The organism is Blastococcus sp. OS1-29, assembly GCF_057628075.1.
The window spans coordinates 497,577-515,403 of record NZ_JBXXJK010000002.1 but is presented as its reverse complement, the minus strand read 5'-3'; the positions used below and the strand labels follow the sequence as shown (position 1 = coordinate 515,403).

9 protein-coding genes are annotated in these 17,827 nt (G+C 70.8%); all 9 read left to right on the top strand.

The genetic code is table 11. The annotated features are described in order from the left end of the window. Positions 1-1,879: 1,879 nt before the first annotated feature. The 9 genes from AC2H4J_RS07085 (at position 1,880) to AC2H4J_RS07045 (ending at position 17,786) form a co-directional block, all read left to right on the top strand. The gene (locus AC2H4J_RS07085; RefSeq protein WP_487464147.1) at positions 1,880-2,986 is read left to right on the top strand and encodes a hypothetical protein; all 1,107 of its coding nucleotides are present in this window, start codon (positions 1,880-1,882) and stop codon (positions 2,984-2,986) included. A 342-nt stretch (positions 2,987-3,328) separates the two neighbouring features. Then, positions 3,329-4,429 carry an aminotransferase class I/II-fold pyridoxal phosphate-dependent enzyme gene (locus tag AC2H4J_RS07080; protein ID WP_487464146.1) on the top strand — a complete coding sequence of 367 codons (1,101 nt, stop codon included), beginning with the start codon at positions 3,329-3,331 and terminating at the stop codon, positions 4,427-4,429. Then, positions 4,426-5,163: a hypothetical protein gene (locus AC2H4J_RS07075; RefSeq protein ID WP_487464145.1), complete on the top strand. Its 738-nt coding sequence runs from the start codon at positions 4,426-4,428 to the stop codon at positions 5,161-5,163. Before AC2H4J_RS07080 ends, AC2H4J_RS07075 begins: the two co-directional genes overlap by 4 nt. Further along, positions 5,160-6,515, top strand: a complete 1,356-nt coding sequence (locus AC2H4J_RS07070; protein WP_487464144.1) for an MBL fold metallo-hydrolase — start codon at positions 5,160-5,162, stop codon at positions 6,513-6,515. Before AC2H4J_RS07075 ends, AC2H4J_RS07070 begins: the two co-directional genes overlap by 4 nt. A 68-nt stretch (positions 6,516-6,583) precedes the next feature. Next, on the top strand, positions 6,584-8,323 hold the full coding sequence (locus AC2H4J_RS07065) for a carbamoyltransferase C-terminal domain-containing protein (protein ID WP_487464143.1): 1,740 nt from the start codon (positions 6,584-6,586) through the stop codon (positions 8,321-8,323). Continuing rightward, positions 8,320-9,102, top strand: a complete 783-nt coding sequence (locus AC2H4J_RS07060; protein ID WP_487464142.1) for a type 1 glutamine amidotransferase family protein — start codon at positions 8,320-8,322, stop codon at positions 9,100-9,102. The genes AC2H4J_RS07065 and AC2H4J_RS07060 overlap by 4 nt, the downstream gene beginning before the upstream one ends. Beyond that, positions 9,099-10,799 (top strand): non-ribosomal peptide synthetase, encoded by a 1,701-nt coding sequence (locus tag AC2H4J_RS07055; RefSeq protein ID WP_487464141.1) that lies wholly within the window; start codon positions 9,099-9,101, stop codon positions 10,797-10,799. Before AC2H4J_RS07060 ends, AC2H4J_RS07055 begins: the two co-directional genes overlap by 4 nt. Further along, positions 10,789-15,048 carry an AMP-binding protein gene (locus AC2H4J_RS07050; protein WP_487464140.1) on the top strand — a complete coding sequence of 1,420 codons (4,260 nt, stop codon included), beginning with the start codon at positions 10,789-10,791 and terminating at the stop codon, positions 15,046-15,048. The genes AC2H4J_RS07055 and AC2H4J_RS07050 overlap by 11 nt, the downstream gene beginning before the upstream one ends. Beyond that, a complete protein-coding gene (locus tag AC2H4J_RS07045; protein ID WP_487464139.1) occupies positions 15,045-17,786 on the top strand; it encodes a condensation domain-containing protein in 2,742 nt (913 codons plus the stop codon). The genes AC2H4J_RS07050 and AC2H4J_RS07045 overlap by 4 nt, the downstream gene beginning before the upstream one ends. Positions 17,787-17,827 lie beyond the last annotated feature (41 nt).

Below are 17,827 nucleotides of genomic sequence, written 5' to 3'. Positions count from 1 at the left end.
CACGCTCAGTCTGCGGCACGCCACCGACAGTTTCGGTCGGACAGGCGGGCAGCCGCCCCTGCCGGGTTACAGGGCTCGCCCGTTCGTGAAGGAGGTCGCACTACCTCATCGGCCAGGCGGCTAGGGGCAAGCGCGGGCCGGCACCTGGGCGTCCGAGGCCGCGAAGTCGATGAGCTGTGCCGGGCGAGGTCGGGTCCCGACGCGGACTATCGCCAAGTCCGGCCAACTGTCGGTCGCCCTCGTCTCGGTGTCCGCTCGAGGGAGTAGCCGGCTGGAACCGCCACATGCTTCGCTCAGGCCCAGGCGACAGAACTCTTTCCTCGTGTCGCGCAGTCCTCTTCGTGACGGCCGCACCACGCACTCGGCTCCGTAGAGCGGGACTTCCCACCTGTCCGTAGCGGCTTGATCCTGGGTCAGTATCAGCGGACATGAGTCCACACCCGGCTGGGGTGACTGCCCCGATCTAGCAGTGTGCCTACAGGCAGGTGAACTACTCCGTGCGTTGCCCCTTGCTTCCTGCGTGGCATCGCCCGCCACTATCAAGGTGGAAGCTTCAAGATCGAACCCAAGGCACTCCGCGGTCTGCTCGTGCCCGTCCACGGCACCGCCGGATCATGTGTTTGAAGCTCCGTGGCCGACGGATCGTGTTGCACTGCGCGGCTCCGCGCCGCGCCGCCGCTGTTCGGTTGGCGCGACTGTCGAGCTTCGAACGGCACTATGCGCGGGTGATCCGGAGGACAGCCGTCGGCTGCCGCTACGCGGTCAAGTCCGACCGCGCACGCGGCAAGCGCCCCACGAGGTGGCTTCCATGACTGCTATCACCCTGCATGGCCGTGAGATCAGATCGGTCTTCCACCTGCTGGGCGCAAGCGAGAATGACCTAACAGCCGCTCTGGGCTTCACTATCTCCCGCAGTCCGCGATTGCTTATGGCGATAGCTCGTCGGTTCGTCCACGTGGCGGATGACGCGGAGATCGGGCTTGCCATGGAGCGCCGAGACGACCAAGGCCGCACTGACCTGGAGATACGCACCCCCAACGGACTGCTTGTGGTCGAGGCGAAGAAGGGGTGGAACCTTCCGTCAGCGGAGCAGTTGCATAGGTATGCAGACCGCATCCATGACGCCGGAGGGACAGGCGCCCTGGTAACGCTGTCCGCGTGCAGCGCAGCTTGGGCTGCCACGCAACTCCCAGCCTTCATCGATGACATCGCAGTGCACCACCTGCCATGGGCGACCGTTAGACAGGATGTCGCGCAACAGCTGCCAGGCGCTCCCCGCTCGGAATCCCGCTGGTTGCGCGAACTAGAGGCCTATCTCAAAGGAGCCATACGCGTGCGTACGCCTGAGGACAGTTGGGCTTACTGTGTCGTTCTCTCCAATGACCGACCCGGCGACGGCGGGCAACGGACCTTCCGTGAGTTCGTCACGCATGACGGTGTCTATTTCCATCCCTGGGGCTGGGGCAAAGGGTGGCCTAAGACACCGCCAAACTTCCTCGCGTTTAGGTGGCATGGGTACACGCGCCGGGTCCAGCGAGTCCACTCCCACGAGGTTGTCCCGACACTTCAAAGCCGATGGCCTGACATCCCGGAGACGGAGCACACGACGGCGCCGCACGTCGTGTACACCCTTGGGCCCGAGATCCCGATGGAGCCGCTCCCGAGCGGTACTAACTACCGAGCGGCACGAGTGTGGGTCCTACTGGACCAACTCCTGACGTCGCCGACCCTCAAGGAAGCCCTGGAGCGAGGGCGCGCGCTAACGAGTTAGCCGTAGAGCCGCTCAGCACGGCGTCGGAGCTGAACACCGACGAAGGACTGGTCAGGAACGCGTTGGTGTAGTGAAGCGACGGCCTCATTCAAGGAGGTAGCTCGGACGATGGTCTCCAACGCCTACTCGCGCTACATCCGAACCCAACCGACGACGGACTCTGATGGACCCCCTTGGGTTGCTTGTGACGAGTCCGGGCAGGACGGCGAGAACCTCGTCGCGACAAATCAAGTCTTCGCTCATGGGAGCGTCCGGGCGGACGACGCGTACGCGGAGGAAGCCATAACTGCCATGAGGGTTCGCCTTCCCCGGACGCAGGTCGCCGAACTAAAGTTTCGTTCGTTCGACAGTCCGCAAGGTGCCTCCGTTCTGGCCTGGGCGCTGGCTCAGGACGGCTTGATCCACGACCGTGCCCGGGTATACCTGGCCCATAAGCCCTACGTGGCGACAGGGAAGGTCATCGATTTACTGATTGAGGAGGCTGAGCATGCGGGCGGACGCGACATCTACTCTAGTGGTGAAGCCCGCCAGCTTGCCCGAACCTTGTTCCGGGATGGTCCGCGAGCCCTCGGTCGAGCGGGCTTTGAGCAGCTCGTCACCAGCTTTGTGAGCCTTTTTCGAATTCATCAGCCCGCACACAAGGGTGCCAAGGAAACCATCGACGGCTTCTACAGCACCGTCGAGCGAGCTATGTGGCACAGTCAGCGTCGGAGCGTCGAGCAGGTTCTCCGCCTCATTTTCGCCACGAGGACTCACGCCGCGTCTTTCCAAGAGCGACTCGCCCACTCAAGAACGGACGACCTGCCGGCACTAGACCCGCTTATCCCAACTTTAGCCCAGACGCTTCGTTACTGGTGCAACCTGCCCGGCATGCGTAACGGGAGATTTCTTCACGATCGCCAGAACGTATTGACCGACGACCGCGTCGATACGGTCGTGCGGATAGTGCGGTCGCCGCTCCAAGAGTTCCTGCACCTCGCTCCGCCAACGCCGGTTGGAGAACTAGTACGCGGCAACAGCGCCAACCATCCCAGTCTCCAACTGGCTGACGTCGTCGCTGGAGCGGGCCGCGCAGCGGCCGAGTTCGCCCTAGGCATCCGAACGGACAGGACGGCTGAACTGCTCATGGAGAGCATTCGTCCCTGCATTGCCGAGGAAAGTCTCTGGGCGGACGACGCAAGCTGGGTGCGGATCTCCGGGCGTCCGCTGCCGTGATCGCGCCGTTCCGCGCCCAGAAGAAGTCAAAGCCCCGGCCGGTCCCGTCGTGCGTCTCGCCAGGCGGAGGTTGTCTGCGGATGGCGGTCTTACGTCGAACTTCGTTCGCCGTGTCCAGAGCATCGGGGCGTGCCGTACAAATCTGAGGTTGCGTTCGGCGAATCGGGGCAGATCGACCGTGCTCGGGACCCGCTAGCGTCCGGATCAGCTGGCTGCCGCCGGGTCTCCGCCCGCCGCAGCGTGGTTGCGGGCATGCCGCCGCTTCGGCAGTCTGCGACCAGGTCCCGGCGCGGGGCTCGGGTGAGCGGCGCGACGCCGCGTCGGGGGGCTCGAGGGGGATGCGTGTCTGACCGTCCATTGCTCAACGCGGAGCTGGCGGCACACGACCGGATGGCCGATCGCATGGCGGCGGAGCCCGAGGCGATCTTCGTCAGCGACTGGAACGGCGAGCATCCCTTCGTCGATGAGCTGCTCGCCGACTTCGGTGACCGGCCGATCCGTGGCCTGGGCGCCTACAACGTCTACAGCCACCTGGACGAAGACCCCCTGCTGGCCGAACGGCTGACGGCCCTGCACGAGTTGCACTACGGCGAAGACGCGGCGTCCACGCAGGCGTTCATCCCCGGCGCCGGCGCGACGGCCTTCCTGTGCACCCTCATCCAACGGCAACATCTGTTGGGGGTGCGCCGACTGCTGTACTTCCCACCGGTCTACTACAACGCCGCCTGGTGGATCCGGGCGCTCGACTGGGAGGTCACCCGGGTCGCCGACAACGTCGACTTCGCCCTGCCCCCCGACGGTCGGCTCGCCCTCCCCGGCCAGCGCAGCCTGCTGTGGTTGACCGACCCGGTCTGGTTCGCCGGCCGCCCGGTCCGAGCCGAAACCATCGCCGCGATCGGCGCGTGGCAGGCACGGACCGGTTCGACGGTGATCGTCGACGGCACCTTCCAGTACATGCGCCACGACGGGGTCGCCGCCGAACACAGCAGCCTGCTGGACCCCGAGCTCACCTACCGGCTGGTGTGCCCGACGAAAGCCCTGGGTCTGCACGGGTTCCGGTTTGCCTACGCCATCGTGCCGAAGGCTGACGGGGCAGCATTCGGCGAGCTGCACGGCCGTTGCCACGGCGCCGCGGGACTGGTCGACCGGGTCTTCGCCCATCACGCGGTGACCCTGCTGTCCGACTCCGACCGGCAGAAGCTGCTGCGCGAGCACAGCGTGGCCCGGATCCGGGCACTGCAGCAGGCCGGGGCGTTCGACGCGCTCGTGCCACCCGAGACCGGCTATTTCATCTTCGGACGACCACGGGTCCGCGACGGACTGGTGGGCATGGATCAGACCTGCTTCGGGGCCAGCGGCATGCCCGGACATCTGCGCGTGAACGTGCTCAACGTGGCGGCTTTCGACGCCCTACACGCCCACTCCACCGGGCGCCGCCCATGAGCGCGGACCGTCCGGCCGCGCCGCCGGATCCGGAAAACCTGCGCCTGGAGTACAGCAACCTGCGGGACGAGATCCGCACGCTGGCGGCGCGGCGGACGACGGCGCTGACGCTGGGCACCACCGCGTGGGCCGCGTTCGCCGCCTTCGCGTTTGCCGCGTCGGGGCCGGCGCGAGCCAGCCCCCTGCTGATCATGTGGATCCTGCTGATTCCGCTGGTCGTGCTGCTTATGCTCAATGCGACGTGTGACCGCGACATCGCCCTCGCCGTGTCCTACATCGATGAGTTCCTGGGCCCCGACGTTCTCGGCGGCCTCTGCTACGCCACCCGCGCCAGAACGCCCATTCCGGAACGGCCGTACCAGCCACCGTCGGGCGCCAGCCGCCGGCGCCGACTGTGGTTGACGATCCGCCGCGCCGACCTGCGGCTCGCCGACCACGTCAGTGTCAGCAGTTCGATCTCCGCCCTGTGCGCGTTGCTCGCCGGCGTCAGCATCGCGGTGCTGGTCCACCAGGTCGAATGGACCGCCCAGAGCTGGTTCGCCGTCCTCCTCACCGCAGCGTTCATCGCCGTGGCGGTGCTGCGCGCCGTCCTCGCCCTTCCTCGGTTCGAGCCGACCGGGGCGGCCGCCCGGCGGTGGACAGCGGTGGCGGAGTACGAACAGCGGAGGCACGCTGAGCCGCCTGGTGAGGAGGTTGCGATGTCCGGCCTGAGCAGCGGACCGGTCCCGGGATGAGCGGCCACCAGGTGCAGCTGTCCCCGGCGGTGCGGATCGAGCCCCTCGTGGACCAGTGGGCCGCCTGGCTCATGCTGCTCTCGCCCGACACCCACCAGCGGTACGCCGCCGACCTGCACCTGCCGTTGTTGCGCAGCTACCTGCGGCACACACAGCGGCATGCCCAGGCCGCCGCGGACCCGCGGCTGCGCGCCGGACGGTTCGTCGATCTGCCGCACGGCGGCCAACGGTCGGTCGCCGAGCTCGTGGCCGCGCTGGAACACCCCGACCACAGCCACGCCCCACGCCGGCAGGCATTGGCCCTGTGGTGGAACGGAGCCACCCGGGCGCACTTTCTGAACACGCCGCGGGTCGCCGACGACCCGCGGCTGATCCGCATCGATGTGCCCTTCACCGATGAGCGGGTGACGGCGTTGCTCGGGCTGCAAAACGGCGGCCATGACCCGGCACGGGCCACCGAGTTCCTCGCCGACCTGGGCCTGGCCGAGCACGCCGACCGGCTGCTCGGCCCGGCGACCCCCGGCGTGCCCTCCACCCAGCCGCAGCCAGACGTGCACTACCTCGGGCACTGCTCGGTGCTGATCCGGCAGGACGGGCGGGCGGTGCTCGTCGATCCGGTCAGCCCTCCGGTTCCGGCGGCGCTGCCCGGCACGATCGACGCCGTCCTGCTCACCCATGGACATCCCGACCATCTCGTTCCCGAGGCCCTGCTCGCGCTGCGCGGGCGAACCGACACGGTGCTGGTCCCGCAGGCAGGGCCGGGCGCCGCCGACCCGAGCCTGCGCCAGGCGCTGAACGCGTTGGGGTTCGCAACCGTGCAGGAGGTGCCTCCCCTGTCCACCGTGGACGTCGGCGGCCTCGCCTGCACCACCCTGCCGTTCCGCGGCGAGCACGGGGGGCTGCCGATCGAGGCCAAGACCGTCTGGCATGTCGCCGGGCAGCGTTTCGCCGCCGTGGTCGCCGCCGACTGCGCCGACGCCGACCCGCACCAGTGGGCCACGATCGCCCACCGCCTCGGCGCCGTCGACCTGCTGTTCATCGCCATGGAGCCGGTCGGCGCCCCGGCTGCGTGGCTGTACGGACCGTTGCTCGAGGACGGGCACCGCGACGGCCGGCTGGACGGTGCCAGCCCCGAAACCGTCAGCCTGCTCGCCGAGGCCACCAACGCCGGCCATCTGTACATCTACGGCCGGGATGATCCGCCGGAGCTGGCGCACCTCTTCGGTCGGCCTCCCGACCTTCCCGCCGCCGACCACTCCCCCGCCGCCCGCCTGCGCGACCTGTGTGCCGGGCACGGCCGACCGGTGACCTTCCTGGACGCCCCAGCCCGGCTCGCGGCACCTGCGCGATGAGCGGACCGCGGCCCTTCGTCGCGCTGGGCATTAGCGGCCTGAATGACGCGCCGCGTCGGTTTGCTGCGATGAGCAGCGGCGGCGACATCGGCCGTCACTACCAGGGCTACGACGCCGCGGCCGCGCTGTTCGTCGACGGCCAACTGGTCGCGGCCAACCAGCAGGAACGCTTCTCGGGCCGCAAGTTCGACCACGCGTTCCCCGCCGACGCGATCCGCGCCTGCCTCAGCACCGCCGGACTCGGCATCGAAGACATCGACGTCATCGGGCACAACTTCGACTACGGCCCGCTGCGACCGCTGTTCGTGCGCACCGTGCCCGGCCGCGAGCTCTTCGACCGCTGCCTCGACCCGGCTGTGCAATCCCGCTGGTTCGCAGACCACGGCCTGCCGGTGACCGCCGTCCGCCCGGTGGCCCACCACGACGCGCATGCGTGGCACGCCGCACTCACCCACGACCATCGGCCAGCCACCGTCGTAGTCGCCGATGGCCTGGGCGAAACCCAGTCGCTGAGCGTGTACACCTTCGACGGTTGCGACCTGCACCGCCTGCGGTCCTGGCCGGTGACGGCGAGCCTGGGCCTGTTCTACGCCCTCATCACCCAACACCTCGGCTGGCTGCCCAACAGCGACGAGCACATGGTGATGGGGCTCGCGGCACACGGCGATCCCGGCCGCTTCCGGCCGCTGATGCGCCAGGCGCTGCAACTGCGCGCCGACGGCGGCGTGCGCGTGCGGCTGCTCGACCACGACCACGCCGAACACCGGTGGACCCATCACGGCGCGCTGTCGTGGTTGCAGGCGCACGCCGCTGAGGCAGTCGGCAGCAACGAATCAGAGCCGACCGCGGCGCAGGCCGACCTCGCCGCCGCCGCCCAGGAACGACTCACCGAGGCGATGACACACGTCGTCGGCCACGCCCTCGCGCGCTCGGGCATCCCCCGTCTGAAGATCGGCGGAGGGGTGGCCCTCAACTGCAGCATGGTCGGCGCCGTAGCCGCCCGCTTTCCACAGGTGGCCCTGGCGGTGCCCTACGCCGCCGGCGACGACGGCTCCAGCATCGGCGCGGCCATCGCCGTCCATCCCACGGACCGACGCCCCAGCACCCTGCCGCCGGTGCCCCTGCTGGGCACCGTCGCGGGCCCGGTCAGCACCCATAACGACCCCACCCTGCGCATCGCCGCCGGCGTGGACCACGCCCGCCTGCTGCCCGCCGCGGCACGCCTCGTCGCCTCCGGAGCCGTCCTCGCCTGGGTGCAGGACCGACAAGAGTTCGGTCCGCGGGCCCTGGGCAACCGCAGCCTGCTCGCCGACCCGCGCACGTTGACCAGCCGGGAACGGCTCAACCGCATCATCAAGCACCGCGAACCGTTCCGGCCACTGGCGCCGGCCCTCTGCGCCGAGGCAGCCAGCCGCTACCTGCACCTACCGGCGGCCGACCTGCGCACCATGACGGTCGCCGTTCCGGTGCGACAGTCGACCCGCGACCACCTGCCGGCCGCCGTGCACACCGACGGCACGGCGCGCGTCCAGCTCGTGCATCGCGAGGAGCACCCGCTCTTCTGGCGGCTGCTGCGGGCCACCGAAGCCGTCACCGGCCACCCAGTCCTGATCAACACCTCCTACAACCGGCGCGACCAGCCCATCGTCCGTACCGCCGACGACGCGCTCACCACCTTCCGCGACACCGCCGTCGACGTGCTCATCGTCGGCGCAGACATCTGGGCGAAACCCAACTGGCGACAGGCCACGGTCGACGCCTTGCGCGGCACCGCTGCACCGGCAGGTGCGCCGCCGGAGCGGCGGTGACCGTCACCCTCATCGGCGGCGGGTGGGATCCGCGCGCCGCCGCCGCCCTGTACACCCCGTTCGCCGCCGCCGTCCGCGACCGCGGCGGCCGGCTGGTCTGCCTGTTGCAGGCAGGGGTGGATCCGCGGCGCTGGCTGAAGCATCTACGCCGGTTCGGGCTGATCGACGTGACCGTGGTCGAGGTGCGTCCCGAGCACGGCGTGCCCACCGACACGCTGGTCGGCGCGGACGGGGTCCTCGTCTGCGGCGGCCGCAACCCGCTCTACCAGCAGTCACTGGTCACGCTCAGCCCCGACCTGGCTGGGCAGCTCCGCCGCCGTCGGATGCCCTACCTCGGTTTCTCCGCCGGCGCCGCGGTCGGCGGCCGCTACGCCGTCTGCGGCGGCCACCAGATCCAGCACAACGGACAGCCGCACCCGGCACCGGTGGCCCTGCCCAAGTCCAACGAAGGCCTGGCGGACCTGACCGTGCAACCCGGACTCGGCCTCACGCCTTTCGCCGTCGACGTGCACGCCACGCAGGCCGGCACGCTGCCCCGCCTGATGCATGCGGTGGCCGCAGGCATCTGCCCGGAAGGCTGGAGCATCGACGCCGACGCCGGCATCCACCTCGACCGCAGTCAGGGCACCATCACGGTCGCCGGCACCGCATCGGTGTACCGCATCCGCGTCGACGGGCGTGCCGCAGCCCCCGCGGCCGACGATCTGCGACCGGTGATCGTCGACATACTGACGCCCGGAACCGTGCTGGCCATCGAGCGGAAGACAGAGGCCCGATGACGGACATGTGGTCATGGCTGGCGGCAGCACTGCGCGCCCACGCCCGGGACGGCGCGGCGCTGGACAGCTCGAGCAGCACCGTCACCTATGGCCAGCTCCTGGAGATCGTCGACGGGCTGGCGGCGGAGCTGCACACATCTCTGCCCGCGGTCGGCACCTACGTCTCGGTCACCGGGCAACGGTCGTCCATCGAAACCGTCCTGGGGGTCCTGTCCGTTTGGGCCGCCGGCAGCGTTCCGGTGCTGGGCAGCCCCGACACGTCAGTAGCCCCGGCCACCGGCCACGTCTTCCGCCGGCCCGGCGCTCCGCCGGGCGCCCAGGGCTGGCGGTGGCAACTCAGCCATCGGCCCGCGGTCGTACCCGCCGCGCGGTGCGACGATCCCGGCTACGTGATCGCCACCTCCGGCAGCACAGGCCCTCCCGCTCCGGTGCTCGTGCACACGTCGGGCTTCCGGTCGGCGATGCGGGCCCTGGTCGACCGGTACCACCTGGACCACCAGACACGGATGCTGCAGTTCGCCGCTCCGCAGTACGACGCCTGGCTCGCCGACGTGGTGCCCACGCTGCTCGCTGGCGGCTGCCTGGTGCTCACCGACACCGACCCATGGCTGCGCCCTGGTCGCCTCGACGAGTTGCTGCGCCGACGAAGGGTCACGCACGCCGTTCTGCCGCCCACCTATCTGCGGCAGGTCCTGGCCGCAGCCGGATCCGCGACTGAATCCGGGAATCTGCTGGGGGCGTTGCAGGTGCTGATCTCCGCCGGCGAACCGCTCAGCCCGGCCCTCGCCGGGCAACTGCGCCGACTCGTTCCCCGGCTGGTCAACGCCTACGGACCGACCGAGGCGGCGGTCTGCGTCGCCGCCGGGCCACCACGCCCGCTGAGCGAACCCGCCGTATGCACCGTCGGCGAACCCCTGCCCGGCGTCCGGCTGCGGGTGGTGGACGACCAAGGCCGCGCCCTCGGTGACGGCCAGATCGGGGAGCTGACCATCGGTCCGCCGAGCCCCGCGCACGGCTACCTGGGGGAACTCCCCGCCGACAAGCGCCACCGCTTTCGTACCACCGACCGTGGAGCCGGCTGCAGCGACCAGGAATTTGCCACCGGGGACCGGGCGATGTGGTCCGGCCGCGACCTGGCCATCGTGGGCCGGGCGGATGACGAGGTGAAGATCGCCGGCCGGCGGGTCCAGCTGTTCCGCGTGGAGCAGGCCCTCCAGGCGCTCGCTGAGGTGCGCGACTGCTGCGTGGTGCATCTCGGGGCGACGTTGGGATGCGCGTGGATACCCGCCGGCGCCGCGGCAGCGCCCATGCCCGACGAGGTCGAGCGGCTCCCTGCCCTGGCGGGTCTGCCGGTGCGGTGGCGGGTCGTCGACGACCTCCCCACCGGCGTCAGCGACAAGCTGGACCGGGCGGCGGTGGCGGCCCTCTTCGCAACGTACACCGACCCGCCGCGCTCCGATTCCCGCCGGCTCGGCGAAGACCTGATCGCCGCCACCTGGCACGCTCATCTGCCCGACGCCACCGGACATGACGAGGAAAACTTCTTCTCCGCCGGCGGCGACTCGCTGACCGCGATGGAGATGCTCGACGCGCTGGAACAGAGTCTCGGCGTCTTCGTCGAACTCGGTGACTTCCTCAGCCGACCGACGCTGGGCACGCTGCGGACCCTGCTCGCGGAGCGCACCGATGACCCCTGAGCCGCTCACCGCCGCCGAGTTGGACGTCTGGGCAGCCACCTGGCGAGCGGGCGCCGCCCACCATTTGGTGCGGCTGCTGGAGATCCGGGGGCCGGTGCTGCTGGACCGGCTGGCTCCGCGGCTGACCGCGTTCCTGCGCGGATGGCCCGGCTTCACCCGGGCCGTGCGTTCCTCGGGAACCGGCCCCGTCGTCTCCGCCGCCCCCGACGTCGGTTTGCCGGTGACCCACGCGGACCATCCGGCGTCCGAACAGGACCTGCAGGCGTTGGTCAACGCTCCCTTCGACCTCGCCCGGCCACCGCTGATCCGCATCGCCGCCTTCGACGTGGACAACGGCTGCGACCTGCTCGTCGTGGCGCACCACATCGCCCTCGACGGCGTCAGCATGGACCTGCTGCTGGACGCCATCTGCTTGACCGTCGCGGGTGACGATCCCGGTCGACCCCGCCGCCCCGCCGCGGCTGCCGACCGCACCGAAGTGGACGACTTCTGGCTGCGGACCCTCGCCGAACTGCCCGACCAACAGCTGCCCGCAACAGCCACGGCCCCCGACCAGCAGCCGATCCAGCTGCGCGGCCGGCTCACCGAGCCCGCCGACGCCCGCCTCCGCGCCCTGGCCCGCCACTGCGGCGAAGGGCACGCCGCGGCGACGCTGGCGCTGTTCCTCACCGGCCTGCACCGATGGAGCGACGAGGACGACGTCCTGGCGGTCACCCAGCTCAGCCAGCGCCGTCGACCCGCCGAGTTCGGCATGCGCACCGGCACGCTTCCGGTGCGGTCACGGATGTCGCCCGGCAACGCCCCCACTCGCCGAGACACGGTCGAACACGCTGGACGGTTCCTCCGCGACCTGCTCGCCCACCGACACGATGAGCTGCACCAGCTGCTCGGCGCGGTTCCCGGGCTGCGCCGCGCGGACGGCTCCAGCCCGCTGCTGGACTACGAGTTCAACCACATGCCGGCCTGGCGACCGCCCCCAGCCCTGCGCCGGCACGGAGTCAGCGTGCGACTGCGCACGGCACCGCCGGTGCCGTGCCACTACGGCGTCAGCCTGTCGGTGATCAACCACGGAACCGGCACCGAACTGCTCTGGCAGGCAGACAGCAGCCGGCTCGGCCGGGCCGACCTGGCCGCACTCGCCGAGGCCTTCCACCGCCAGGCCGACCTCGCCGCAGCCGACGACCCCTGGCACGCCGAGATCGTGTCGCCCACTGAAGTCGCTCGGCTCCTCGCCCGCGGTCAAGGCCCTCGGCAACCTATTCCGACCGCCACCGTGACCCAACAATTCCAGCGGCAGGCCGACCTCGGCCCACAGCGGACCGCCGTCATCGCCGACGGGCGGACCCTCAGCTATGCCGCGCTGCACCAGCGGGCCGCCGCCGTTCAGGCAGCGCTGGAGGCCACCGGCATCGGCCCCGGCGACCGGGTGCTGCTGTCCCTGCCCCGGGGGAGTGACTACATCGCCGCGCTGCTGGCCGTCTGGGGTCTCGGCGCAAGCTTCACGCCGCTGGAACCAGACAGTCCTCCGGTGCGCAGCGCACGCATGGCCGAGCAGCTGAACGCCGCGGCGGTGCTGCTGCCCGCGAACTCGGTCAGTCCGGTACCGACCCTGCCGTCGGTGTTCCTCCCGTCCCCGCCCACGGGCGATCACCGCGGCCTCCGCCTGCACGCGCGACCGGCCGACCATCCACGGCAACCGGCCTACGTGCTGTTCACCAGCGGCTCGACCGGGGTGCCCAAAGGCGTGGAGATCGGACACGCCGCGATGAACAACCACCTCGAAATGATGCGGGAGCTCGGCATCGACGTCGGCAGCGTCGTCGCCCAGAACGCGCCGGTCAGCTTCGATGTGCACGTCTGGCAGTGCGTTCTCGCCCTCACCCTGGGCAGCTGTGTGCGCGTGCTGAACGACACCGAGGCACGTGACCCGCAACTGTTCGCGGCCGCCTTGACCGGCGTCACCGTGCTGGAAGCCGTGCCGCCGTTCCTACGCGTTCTGGTACGCGGCATCGACACAAAGACCCTTCCCGGGCAGCCTCTGAGCGGCCTGCGGCAGCTAATGCTCACCGGGGAAGCCGCGCCCATGTCTCTGGTGCGAGACCTGCGCCGACTCGCACCGGACGCCCAGCTGGTGAACGCATACGGACCCGCGGAAGCCGCCGACGACGTCACCGTCGGGCTGCTCAACGGTTCCGAGCCGACCGCCACGGCGCCGCTGGGACCGGCCGGCCGCAACGTAGCGCTGCGCATCATCGACCGCTACCACCGACTGCGACCCGCAGGCATGCTCGGCGAGATCGCCGTCAGCGGCCCATGCGTCGGCAACGGCTATCTCGGCGGGGACCCGCGGCCGGCGTTTGTGACCGACCCGTGGACACCGGGCGAACCGATGTATCTCACCGGCGACCTCGGCTGGCTCGATGAGCACGCCGTGCTGCACTACGCCGGCCGCCGAGACACGCAGGTGAAGGTCGGCGGCCGGCGCACAGAGCTCGGCGAGGTCGAAGCCGCCCTCTCCGCGGTGCCCGGCATCGAGCACAGCGCGGTCGTCGACCTGCCCCGCGCCGGCACTACGACCCTTGTCGCGTTTGTGGTCGGCGATGGCGCTCTTCCGACCGACACGGAGATCCGAGACCGGCTCACCGAGCAGCTACCCGCGTTCATGGTGCCGTCGGCGCTGCTGAAAGCAGAAGCCATCCCGGTCACCGCGAACGGCAAGACCGACCTGGCAACGCTGCGCGCGGAAGCAGCGCACCGGCTGGCAGGGCCACCTGCCGATGCACCACCCACCGGCCAGCCGACCAACGGGCTGCGCGAGGCCTGGACGGCCGCGCTCGGCCGACCCGTCGCAGCCGAGGACCTGCACCGGTCGTTCTTCGAACTCGGCGGCGACTCATTCGCAGCGCTGCGCCTGGTCGCCGCGCTCAGCGACCAGGGCCACGACATCGGCCTCGCCGATCTCTATGAGCTGCGCACGCTCCCCGCGCTGCAACGCCGGCTCAGTGAGCCGCCGGTTTCGCCGGACGTGCCCTGGGAAGGCCAGGTGCCCCTCAGTCTGGGCCTCATGCTGGCCGGCGCGCGGCGACCGGTTACCGACTCCGGCGTGGTGTCCAGCTCGCTGCCGCCCCAGGCCGTCCTGGCAGCGCTCGAGGAGGACGCCGCACTCAGGCAGCTGCGTCGGCTGCGCTTCGAACGAGCCGACGGCGCCTGGCGATACCGGCATGCGGACCCTGCGCCGGTCCTGTACCGGGAACGGCACGACCTCACCGATCCCGACACGGTGGCCGATGCCGCCGCCTCGCTCCGTGCCGAGGACGGCCTGCACGCGTTGCTCCTCACCCGCCATGACGCATCGGGTCGCTACGAGCACCGCCTGCTGCTGGCCCATCTGATCGCCAACCCCGGCGATCCCGCCCGGTTGCTGCACCGGGCAGTGACCGGCACGACCGGGCGTCCATCCGGCGACCACCTACGGCGATGGTTGGCCGAGACCGGGTCGGACGACAGGGCGATGTCCGCGCCGGCCGCTCGACACCAGCCGTCGCATTCACCGGCCACTCGCCGCCGAACGGTGAGGGCACCGGGACAGCCGCTCAACGTCGTGGCAGCCGCGCTGCGCAGCGCCGCCCTGGCCACCCGACGACGCACCGGCCAACGCGCTGCCGCGCTGATCCACGAAACCGACGCACGGCTCACCCGAGGGGTGCCGGCCGACACCGCCGGCTGCTTCCTGGAGTTCTGGTTGGACACGGCAGCAGACGCGCAGAACATCGGGGACGCTGGACCCGCATCACCGGAACCGGCGCCGGGTGACGCGCTGCCTGTCGACGCTTCCGCCGCCAGCGGCGACAGCCGCCGCCGTCAGCCGGCACGAGCGTCCGACCTCGAGGGCGCGCTAGTCCTCAATGTCATGGTCGTCGACGACCAGGCCCCGACACCCAGCCCGGAGGTCGCCGCGTGGAACGGCGCCGTCGCGCCGGAGGCGGTCTGCCTCGACCTATTCGCCGGCTCCGCCGACGGCCGAACGATCACCGGCCAGGTGACCCTGCAGGTCACGGTCTCCGCTGCGATAACACCGCAGGACCGCGCCCGGTGGCTACAGCTTCCCGACGAGTTTGCTGCCGCCATCGACGGGTTGAGCACGGCAGACACTCCGGCACCGGAGGTGTCCCTGCCCGAGGGAGCCGACCTGCTGGACATGCCGGCGTCCGACATTGCCACCTTGATCAAACGGCTGGGGCCGCCATGAGCGAGGTAGAGGCGCTGCTGCCGGCGACCGCTGCCCAAGCCGCCATCGCCGGGCAGATCGCCGCGGACCACGACGACGGCGGCCGCTACGTGCAACAGACGGTCCTCGACGTCGCGGGACTTATCGACGTGGACGCCCTGCGCAGCGCCTGGCGTGCGCTCGGCGAACGTCATCAGGCGCTGCGCTCGACGCTAATTCAGCACAACGACCGCTGGGTTCAGGCGGTGTTCACCGCGGCACCCCTCGGCTTCGACCTTCACCCGCTGCAGCATCTGCCCCAGCGTCACCACACCGCCACCGTCGCCGACGTGACCCGGCAGGCCCGCAACCGGTACACCCGTGGACAGGAGCCGACCGCGCGGCTAGACGTCATGCTGCTCAGCTCGCAGCACAGCGTCTGGGCGATCACCTACTCGCACGCGCTCCTCGACGGGGCCAGCCTGTCCGTGCTGCTGACACAGTTGGGTCGGCTGTACGCCGCCCCGCTGCCCGCCGAGGCGGCGGATCGCTCGTTGGTGGCGGTCACCCGCCGGCTCTACAGCCTGTCGGAGGAGCTGCCGCGACACAGTCTGCAGGCCGATCGGCCGCGGATGCCGGCCGTGTTGCCGTTGTGGCCGCCGGCCGGCCGGGACGCGGCCCGTCTGGCCGAGCGCAGCGCCGCATGGACGCTGCCGGCGCTGTTCGCACAGGCGCGGTCCGTCGGTGCCGGCGGCGCCGCGCTGCTGCAGGCGCTGCTGTTTACCGCCCTTGCCCGCCTGTTCAGCACAGACCGGATCGCTCTCGCGCTCACCGTGGATCTGCGCTCACTGGTGCCCCGCGCCGAGCGCACCCTGGGCATGCTCGTCTCGCCCCGGCTGGTGGCCGCACCGTCGGTCAACGGATCGGTCCTCAAGCTGGCCCGGCACGTGCAACAGGATGCCCGCCACCTGGCGGCCCACCCGGCTTTCGGGCTGCATGACCAGCTGACCGCCCTGCCCACCGTCGCCGGGGCTCCCGACGTGCTGCTCACCCTGCAGGGTGCTCCCGGCCTGCCCGCGGCCCCGAACGAACTGGCCTGGCAGCGCCGGTCGGTCAGCGAGCACACCGAGTTCGCTCTCAACGTTGACGGCTGGTGGTCGCCCGACACGCTGCAGCTGCACCTGCAGTACGACCAGCGACGGGTCACCGGCCACCACATCGACATCCTGCTCCAGGAGATCGACGCCGCAGCCCAGCGGCCAGCAACGGCATGGCGACCTCCGCCGCGGCGCACGGCCGGTCGCGGGGCTGAACCAGCCCAGCGGCTCGACGAGCCCGGTGCCGCACTGCCGCACGTCCTGGCGGCACTCAGCGAGGCAGCGGGGCGTCCGGTCGCGGCGGACACGCCACTGCATGCTCTGGGGTTGTCCTCACTGATGATGATGAGCGCCGCCGCCGACCTTGCCGATCGGGGGCTGGTGCTGCCCTTCGACCGGCTCGCCCGCAGTGCGGACGCGCGAGCCGTCGCCGCGCTCTGCCGACCGCGGCCGCTGACCGGTCCCCTGCCGCTATCTGATCCCGGCGCCTGGCGTCCGCTCGAACACGGACTGCTGGACCGCACCGACCGTCCCGGCTGGGGCTTTCAGCCCATGCGCGAGCAGTCCCGCCTGGACTACACCGGCCCCTTTGATCACGCGGAGCTGCAGGCGGCGCTCGATGAGGTGCTGGCCGCCTATTCGGGGCTCCGGCGCGCGATGTCCGGCTCACCAACCAGCCCCGCCATCGAGATCCTGGAACTCTCCACGAACCCGGGCCGACAGGCCGACACGTGGCTGCGCCACCAGCTGAGTCGCCCTCCCGCGCCGGCCGATCCCCTGCTGCGCATCGCCGTCGCCCCGGGCGCGGACACCACCGGCACTTCCCTCGCGCTCGACTGGCACAACGCGTTGCTCGACGGGTGGTCCTTCGGCACCGTGATCGCCGACTGGCAGCAGGCCTACCAGGCACGGCTACTGCGCCACACGTTCCAGCCCCGCGGCGTCGACGTCGCCGCCGTCGTCCCGCCGTCGACGCCGGACCTGGACGCGGCGCGGCGGCACTGGCAGCGCACACTGGCCGGCGCCCAGCCCGCCCCGACGGGGACAGCCGCGGTCGACCCGCGCCGTTGGTGCCTTCAACGGGTCCGACGGCCCCGGATCGACGTCGCCGGTGTTTCGCCGGACATCACCCTGCTGGCGCTTCTGTGCTCCGCGCTGGCTCAGACCACCGGAGGCCCGGACCCGGCCTGCCTCGCCGTCCGCGCCAACCTGCGGCCCGTGCACCTGCCTGGCGCCCTACGCGCGGTGGGCATGCTCACCGGCGAGCTGCCGATCCCGCTCAGACGCCGGGCCACTCCGCTGGCCGACCATCTGCGCGGCTTCGCCGACCAACTGCACCAGGGCCGAGTGCACGGGCTCGCCGGCGAACGACCGATGCGCGACGCGATGGCCCTCGGCGACGGCGAGCAAATGTGGAGCGACCTGGTCGTCTTCGAGGAGTACCTGCTCACCGACGAATCGGCCGCCCGCGGTCACTCCAGTGGGCCGTGGAGGGAAACGGGCACCTGGCGCCGAGACACCTTCCCGGCGCTGCGCGCCTTGATCATCGAGCCGCGCGACGACGCGCTGGAGTTGCGCCTGTCCACCGCCGCCGACGAGGACCCCCGGGTGGTGCTGGCCGCGGTCTGGGCCGCCGCGAAGCACATCCTCGAGCAGGAGCGGGTGGAGATGTCGGCGGCATGACGGCTACAGCCGGCCGGCACGGCGACGACGCGCCTCCCTGT